This window comes from Vibrio genomosp. F10 str. 9ZD137 (genome assembly GCF_049974785.1).
Classification (GTDB): Bacteria; Pseudomonadota; Gammaproteobacteria; order Enterobacterales; family Vibrionaceae; genus Vibrio.
This window is the reverse complement of sequence record NZ_JBNGCJ010000520.1, coordinates 1-8603: the sequence shown is the minus strand read 5'-3', so window position 1 is coordinate 8603 and position 8603 is coordinate 1. Positions and strand designations below refer to the sequence as shown.

The window sequence follows — 8603 nt, the reverse complement described above, 5'->3', positions numbered from 1 at the left end:
AACCATACCGGTCATGATAAGGGCTGGCTTACCACCAAACACTTGGTACTCAGACTGGTAGTGCTCAGATTGTCTAACTTTATACACCATTGCAACAGGTAGGAAGATAGCCAGTACAGCAAGGGCAATAGCGGCGTAACCTAACGCCATAATAAAGCCTTGTGGGTAGAAAAGAGCAAAACCAAGTGGCGGTACAAAGGTAATGATGGCTGAAAAAAATCGATTTCCTTCTTTTGCTTTACCCTTCACGGAGTCAGCCAGGAACTCAAATAAGCCAAGGCTTACACCCAAAAAAGACGTCAGTAGCGCTAAATCTGCGAATATCCCAACTATTTGACTAATATTGGATTGCTGTACCGTTACGGCAAGCTCGCTAATAAGGGCAGATAATCCCGTGTTTTCTATCAGAGTATCTTGGCTTATCACCCCTAATGTAACGATTTGCCAGAAGATATAGACAACTAAAGGGATCGACGAGCCAATGAGAATCGCTTTACGTAACGAGCGAGTGTCACCATCCAAGTAATTGACCACCGCAGGGATACTGCCGTGAAAACCAAACGAGGTAAAAATAACCGGTATTGCCGCAACAATGAAACCCTGTTGAATGGGCATACTGAGCAGGTATCCTTGAGTCACATTTGGCGCAAGAAATCCAAGAACGACGACCATAGCAACCAGCTTTGTGATAAACAAAACGCGATTCACTTTATCTACCGTGCTTGTTCCAAACGTAACAATCGTTGCCACAATGAGCGTAAAGAGTACCGTCGCGAACGGAGCGTTAATGTCAGTTCCAGACCAAGAGGCTAATCGCTCACCAAACTGAGCACCGCCACCTGCGATATAGGCTGAGCACAAAGAATAGAAAAGAAACAACATAGCAAAGCTTGTCAACCATTGGCCTTTTTTCCCCAATATTTTTTTGGCCAAACTATGCAGCGTAGCATTGCTATCGGCGTGTTGATGAAGTTCAAGCATCAATAGTGCAGTGAAAGCCATTAAAAGCCAAAGGCTCAGCATTATGATGAGTGAAGTTGAGAATCCAATGCCTGCGGATGCGATAGGGAGCGCAAGCATGCCTGCGCCAATCGTGGTACCGGCAATAATCAAAGTACTACCAAATATCTTTGAATCTGTCATGTGTACACTTAAATTTACGTTATTTAACATCTAGCGAAGAATACTGTGATTCGAACAAATAACAGATTCTGCGTTCATAAGTTGAAGATTTTGTGGCTTTTAAGTCTGCAAATCAAGTGTTTTGTAAGGTTTTAAATCCACGAATGTAAATTAAAATGTACATTCGGAATATTTGAGTAATTATTGCGTCATCTTCGTCGGTTCGGAGTAACGCTATAAAGTAAAGTAACATTATAAAGTTAAGTGGCATGTCGAAAGGCAACCGCTAAGGACAACAACTCTGTACAGCGAGACCGTAAACATAATTACCTGCTTTCATTTAGGCATTCTGTTAAAATCCGCGCCAGTTTAACAATAGGTAAAAAACATGACGCTATCTTTCCAAAATCTTGGGCTTTCTCATAAAATCGTTGATGTGGTCAATCAGCTAGGAATTAGCCAGCCGACAGAGATTCAGGCTCAGGCTATCCCTCATGTGTTAGCAAAAAAAAATGTGCTAGCCGGTGCGCAGACAGGCACAGGAAAGACAGCCGCTTTTTCGCTACCCATTATTCAGCAGTTCTTAGATCGACCGCTGACAAGAGAAATAAACAGCCGAGTCATTAGAGCGCTCGTTTTGGTACCCACTAGAGAATTGGCCCAGCAGGTTTTTGACAATGTCACTCATTATGCTGACCAAACTGGTTTAAAAATCGTGACTGCCTATGGTGGAACGAGCATGAATGTACAAACCACGAACTTGAAGGGAGGCGCTGATATTTTGGTCGCTACGCCGGGGCGACTTATCGATCACCTATTTTGTAAAAATATCGTGCTGAGTCAAACCGAAGTACTTGTTTTAGATGAAGCGGATAGGATGTTAGATATGGGTTTTATGCCTGATGTCCAGCGTATTTTGAAGCGTATGAATGAAGCACGCCAAACTCTGTTCTTTTCGGCAACATTGGATCAGAAAATCAAAGCCATTGCCAACAAAATGATGTCTGATTCCGTAGAAATACAAGTAGCACCAGCTAACAGTACCGCCGAGACCGTCAAGCAAATGGTGTATCCAGTGGATAAGAAGCGCAAAAGTGAACTGCTTGCGTACCTGATTGGTTCAAAAAACTGGCAGCAAGTGTTGGTCTTTACCAAAACTAAGCAAGCGACAGATGCGTTAGTGAAAGAACTTAAACTCGATGGCATAAAAGCGACATCGATTCACGGTGATAAGAGCCAAGGCGCAAGGCAAAAAGCACTAGATGATTTTAAATCAGGTAAAGTTCGCGCTCTTATTGCTACGGACGTAGCAGCAAGAGGGCTTGATATCCATCAGCTCCCTCAAGTTGTTAACTACGATTTACCGTATAAAGCCGAAGATTATGTGCATCGTATTGGTCGTACGGGGCGAGCAGGAGCGACAGGCTTAGCCGTCTCGTTAATGAGTCGAGATGAAGAGTATTTGCTTAAAGCAATAGAAGATCTACTCGATACCCATTTACCGCAGGAATGGTTAAACGGGTTTGAGCCTAGCCTCAACGATCCAATAGATAATGCGCATGCGCCATCCAAACGAGGCCGTTCGTCTGAAAAGCAAAAGATGAAAGCAAAGTTAAAAATACATGCGGGAAGAGGAAAACGTAGATAAAACGTTTAAAATATTCAAAAACCCCAGCCAACTTAACCTATATATAAGTTGGCTGGAATATATCTACCTTTCTCATTTTACCCATTCCCCCCTCATTTACCCATAAGTCTCAATCTATATTTTTATTAGTAATAGGTGTTTGATTCGATATCGATGATTAATAATAAAAATAACATTATCTAAAGACCGATAAACTTTGAACCGGTAATATCCAATTACCGATAGATTTAATTATAAATATAATTATTCTTATCGGAACCTGTATTCGATGTTTCTTAAGGACATTGCGACTAATAAAAATGTAAATAATGAATGGAGAATTAACCCATTGTTTTATTGATGGTAAATCTACGTTTCCTACTGCGATAAACGACTTGATACTTATATGCAAATCGAAAATAACATTAAATTGTTAACAGTATGTTTCTATTTACATCTGGTTGCATTTCCATTGTAAAATTTATAAGCCCCTTATTATCAATGACTTAATTACATTTTGGTTTGTCTGTAGAGTACGTAATATATTATAAAATCATGCACTTATAGATGTTAACGATAAATTAACATTACATTTGTGGTGAGATCTTGTTCAAAATTATGCCTATTAAATGAAAAAATATTTGTATTGTAATATAAGGAGTCTAGTTTAAATAAGTAGAAAGATTCTTCAATTAAGAAAGAATTATAGTATTTGTTACGTTAGTTGGTGCTTATTTGAAAGTGCCATTTTATATACGCTTTAATATTGCTGTTAAGAATGGAGTCCCTCAATGAAAAAGCTCGCTTTGATCACCGGATCAAAAGGCGGAATAGGTTCCGCGATCTCCTCTAAACTGGTTAGCGATGGTTACCGTGTAATAGCAACATATTATACTGGCAATCATCAGTGTGCATTGGACTGGTTTGTAGAAAAAGAATTCAATGACGATCAGGTCCGGTTATTTGAACTCGATGTGACGAATGCCGCGGAGTGCGCCGAGCGCCTCAGTAATCTTTTACAAGAGGAAGGCACCATCGATGTTTTGGTCAATAACGCGGGTATAACGAAAGACAGTGTATTCAAAAAAATGACGTTGGATGCATGGCGTGACGTCATTGAAACCAACCTCAATAGTTTGTTTAACGTTACCCAACCGCTGTTCGCGCCAATGTGCGAAAAAGGCTCAGGTCGAGTCATCAATATTTCTTCTGTTAATGGGCTTAAAGGCCAATTTGGTCAAACCAATTACTCAGCCGCTAAAGCGGGAATGATTGGATTTTCAAAAGCACTTGCGGCTGAGGGGGCTCGCAGTGGCGTGACCGTTAATGTAGTCGCTCCAGGGTACACAGCAACCCCCATGGTTCAGCAAATGAAACCAGAAGTTCTTGAGTCAATTAAGTCACAAATTCCGATGAAACGTTTAGCGACACCGGAAGAGATTGCGGAGTCGGTGAGTTTTCTGGCAAGCGATGCAGGGGCATACATTACTGGTGAAACATTGTCAGTCAATGGCGGATTGTACATGAGTTAGGTTGAGCATTATGAAAAGAGTATTTGTTGTAGCAGCGAAACGAACACCAATTGGATCGTTTGGTGGAAGTTTAAAAGAGATATCTGCAGGTAAGCTTGCATCTATCGCTATCAGAAGTGCGTTAGAAGCTGGAAATGTTCAACCACAAAACGTGGATGAAGTGATTGTTGGTAATGTCATTGGCGCCGGACAAGGCATGAGTGTTGGGCGTCAAGCGGCCATATTTGCGGGTCTTCCCACAAGTGTCCCTGCATATAGTCTAAACATGGTTTGCGGTAGTGGTATGAAATCAGTCATGGATGCGGTGTCTCATATTCGCTCTGACGATGCTGAGATCGTCGTTGCAGCGGGTGTTGAAGTGATGTCACAAATTCCTTTTACCGTCCCTTCGTCAGTTCGTGATGGTCACAAAATGGGGCATCTGAACATGACCGATCTACTGATATCAGATGGTCTGACGGATGTGTTTAATCAATACCACATGGGGGTGACGGCGGAAAATGTTGCCAAAGAATGCGGCATTAGCCGCCAGCAACAAGACGAGTTTGCGCTGAACAGCCAGCAAAAAGCCATCGCAGCCATAGAAGCAGGCGTATTCAAAGATGAAATAACCCCTGTAGATGTAAAAAAGCGTCGGGAAACCGTTACCTTCGATACGGATGAATATCCAAAGGCCACGGCAACATTGAGCGGATTGGAAAAACTCCGCCCTGCTTTTGACCGAGAAGGCAGTGTCACTGCAGGAAATGCGTCTGGAATCAATGATGGGGCGAGTGCATTGATTCTGGCCTCTGAAGACGCGGTTAACACCTACGATCTAAAACCAATCGCTGAAATTACCAGTTATGCGCAATCTGGGCTGGACCCGAAAATCATGGGATTAGGTCCTGTTGAGGCGGTGTCTCAGGCGTTAAGTAAAGCAGCTCTTCAACTCAAGGACATCGATCTGTTTGAGCTCAATGAAGCGTTCGCCGCGCAAGCTTTAGGTGTGGTGCATTCATTAGCGAAAGAGCATCAAGTGTCGGTATCTTCGATCTTGGACAACGCAAACGTTAACGGCGGAGCCATTGCACTTGGGCATCCATTAGGAGCATCGGGCAATCGTATTCTCGTTACTCTTATCCATGAACTCAACCGAAGAAGTGGCCAGTACGGTGCTGCTTCCTTATGTGTTGGGGGCGGTATGGGGACAGCAGTCATCGTTAAGTCAGCATCGCTAAATCAACAAAGTTAAGTTAAATCAGCATAGTTTAGTTAAATCAGCGTAGTTAAATCCATTTAGTGATTAAACCGAATATTTTATTTATCTAGGAGAACGACCATGTATACAGATTTCTTTAAAACATTCACAGACCAAACTGAGCAATCACTTCAGCCTTATCTAAAGTTCAATAAGCTAATGACAAAAAATGTTGAAGTGCTTACTGAGCTACAACTTAATGCGATTCGTACCTACAGTGAGATGGGTATGACTCAAATGAAGGCCGCAACGGAAGTGCGTGATGTGACATCATTGACTGCATTTAACGGCCAGCAACTTGCTGTGTTAACCAAGTTATCTCAACAACTCACCGAAGACAGCAGCAAGCTACAGGCGATTGCGAAAGAGTTCAAAGACGATGTTGAACAGATGACCTCGGAAAATCTAAAAACAGTGACTCCTGCATAACACAGTCCATTTTGCCGCCTTTGATTAAGGCGGCTTTTTTCCGAAGATAGGAGTAGAAACCATGTTCCAACACTTCTTTTCGGACTACCTTGTAAAACTCCAAGAAACCAATCAGCAATGGTGGCAAGATCTTGAATTAAGCAAGGAAGCCGTGAACACCCCCCTCAACAAAGCCATGCAAGAAGTCAATTTTGAAGACTCTGCTAAGTTCTTTGAACAAGCGGTCAATCAACCTACTGCTCTACTGCAAATGCAAACTCAGTGGTGGGAACAACAACTCAAAATCTGGCAAAACGTCGCGTTGGCCGGCAATACACAAAGCTTGGTCAATGAAGAAAAAGGCGACAAACGTTTTTCAGATGAGGGGTGGAAAAACGATGCATTTTATAGCTTCATAAAACAGTCGTATTTACTTTTTAGCCAGACTTATTTTGATACCATTAACAGCATTGAAGGTGTTGATGAGAAAACCAAAGAACGCATTATTTTCTTTTCTCGCCAAGCCATTAATGCACTCTCGCCAAGTAATTTTATCGCGACCAATCCAGAACTGCTCAAGCTCACTATTGAACAGAATGGTGAAAACTTATTAGCTGGCTTAGATCAACTGCGTGAAGATGTAGAGTCTAGTGCGGACATTTTGAAGATTCGCATGACTAATAACAACGCGTTCCGTATTGGCGATGACGTTGCTAATACACCGGGTGATGTCGTTTTTAAGAATGAGTTATTCGAGCTTATTCAATACAAACCACTCACAGAAAAAGTGAACGCAACGCCACTGTTGATTGTTCCTCCATTCATCAACAAATATTATATTTTGGATTTGCGCGAAAAAAATTCAATGATGCGATGGCTTGTTGAGCAGGGGCACACGGTATTCATGATGTCGTGGCGAAACCCAGGTAAAGAACAATCTAATGTGGAGTTCGGTGACTACGTAACGGAAGGCGTTGTCAAAGCGGTGTCTGCAATTGAGGATATCACGGGTCAAGAACAGATTAATGCGGCGGGATATTGCATCGGCGGAACCGTACTAGCCTCAACGGTTGCGTATTATGCGGCCAAAAGAATGAAGAAGCGGATCAAATCAGCGTCGTTTTTCACTACATTACTCGACTTCTCTCAACCGGGTGAAGTGGGTGCGTATATTAACGATACGATCGTCAGTGCGTTAGAAATACAAAATAACGCGAAGGGCTATATGGATGGAAGATCACTCAGCGTGACCTTCAGCTTGCTTCGAGAAAATAGTTTGTATTGGAACTATTACGTTGAGAACTATTTAAAAGGTAAAAGCCCAGTCGATTTTGATCTGCTTTATTGGAACAGCGATAGCACAAACGTTTCAGCACCGTGTCATAACTTCCTCATTCGACAACTTTATTTGGAAAATAAATTGGTTCAAGATAAAGGGGTTAAGATTGGTGGAGTTTGGATTGATCTTAATAAGATCAAAGTGCCTAGCTATTTCATTTCTGCGAAGGAAGACCATATAGCCTTATGGCAAGGGACGTATCGTGGTGCTCTAAAATCTGGCGGTAATAAGACCTTTGTGCTTGGCGAATCTGGGCATATAGCGGGCATCGTTAACCATCCTAGTAAAAACAAGTATGGGTACTGGTTAAATGACAATCTTGATGATTCTGCTGATGAATGGTTATCGAACGCCACTCGTTCGGAAGGGTCTTGGTGGCCACATTGGCATAAATGGCTAATGACCTTTAATCCAGAAGAGCAAGTAGAACCGTTTGGGCAAGGTTCAGCGAACAACCCTGTGATTAGTGTTGCGCCAGGGAAATATGTCAGACAGGTCCTTCCCGTTGAATCGGTTAGTGATGGTAAGAGTAAAACAGAGAAAGAACAGGCAGAGACAGCTTAGATGCCTACTGCGATGAAAGGGTATTTGAACATCGCGGCTGCGGCGTTCAAATACCTTATCGAGTTTAATGACTTATATTAGCTATTTAGTCATTAGCACTTAGCGAATGCGTAAGTACGGAAGCCACCAATCAAATTTCGTGCTTTGTAGCCATTATTAACCAGTTGACGATACGCAACGTTACCGCGTAACCCGACTTGGCAATAAATGACGACTTCTTTGTCTTTCGGTAATTCGCTCATGCGGTGGCGAAGTTGATCAACAGGAATATTGATAGCGCCTTCGATATATCCGCCATTTTGTAGCTCGCCAGGGTTACGTACATCCAACAATACTTGTGTGTCATCGAGGTGATCAATCTCATCAAAGTGAATGGGCGTTGAATCGCCTTTGATGATGTTATTAGCAACAAAAGCGGCTTGGTTAATGACATCTTTGGCGCTGCCGTAAGGGGGAGCATAGGTCAATTCAAGGTGCTGAAGTTGTTCAACAGTCATTCCTGCTCTCTGCGCCACGGCCATGATATCAATGCGTTTGTCGACACCGTCTTTCCCAGCGGCCTGAGCACCCAAAATCTTGCCATTTTTTGGATCAAACAGCATTTTAAATGACACGATTTCTGCGCCAGGGTAGTAGCTAGCATGGCTTGCCGTATGAACGAACACTTTCTCGTAGTCAATACCATCGCGTTTAAGCTGCTTCTCGTTTTTACCAGTAGATGCAATTGCAAGGTCAAAGATCTTACAAATCGCAGAGATCGGAAGAGCGGTT

7 protein-coding genes are annotated in these 8603 nt (G+C 42.5%); 5 read left to right on the top strand and 2 right to left on the bottom strand.

All coding sequences use genetic code 11. From position 1 onward, the window contains the following. Positions 1 to 1143: aromatic amino acid transport family protein (locus ACP45E_RS12675; RefSeq protein ID WP_069585071.1), on the bottom strand; the 1143-nt coding region annotated here is incomplete at its 3' end. Positions 1144 to 1510: 367 nt separating this feature from the next. Between ACP45E_RS12675 and ACP45E_RS12670 the strand changes: the two genes are divergently transcribed. The 5 genes from ACP45E_RS12670 to phaC all read left to right on the top strand — a co-directional run bounded on the left by ACP45E_RS12670 (position 1511) and on the right by phaC (position 7832). Beyond that, on the top strand, positions 1511 to 2770 hold the full coding sequence (locus ACP45E_RS12670; RefSeq protein WP_017033630.1) for a DEAD/DEAH box helicase: 1260 nt from the start codon (positions 1511 to 1513) through the stop codon (positions 2768 to 2770). 770 nt (positions 2771 to 3540) lie between these two features. Further along, positions 3541 to 4281, top strand: coding sequence for an SDR family oxidoreductase (locus ACP45E_RS12665; RefSeq protein WP_017033629.1), 741 nt, complete (start codon positions 3541 to 3543; stop codon positions 4279 to 4281). 10 nt (positions 4282 to 4291) lie between these two features. Next, the gene (locus tag ACP45E_RS12660) at positions 4292 to 5515 is read left to right on the top strand and encodes an acetyl-CoA C-acetyltransferase (protein ID WP_017033628.1); all 1224 of its coding nucleotides are present in this window, start codon (positions 4292 to 4294) and stop codon (positions 5513 to 5515) included. Positions 5516 to 5602: 87 nt separating this feature from the next. Further along, a complete protein-coding gene (locus ACP45E_RS12655; protein ID WP_017033627.1) occupies positions 5603 to 5950 on the top strand; it encodes a phasin family protein in 348 nt (115 codons plus the stop codon). A 61-nt stretch (positions 5951 to 6011) separates the two neighbouring features. Then, entirely contained in the window at positions 6012 to 7832 is a 1821-nt protein-coding gene (gene phaC / locus ACP45E_RS12650) for a class I poly(R)-hydroxyalkanoic acid synthase (protein ID WP_017033626.1), read from the top strand. 92 nt (positions 7833 to 7924) lie between these two features. Here phaC and ACP45E_RS12645 read toward each other — a convergent pair. After that, on the bottom strand, positions 7925 to 8603 hold a 679-nt coding region (locus tag ACP45E_RS12645; protein WP_277815703.1), incomplete at its 5' end, for a rhodanese-like domain-containing protein.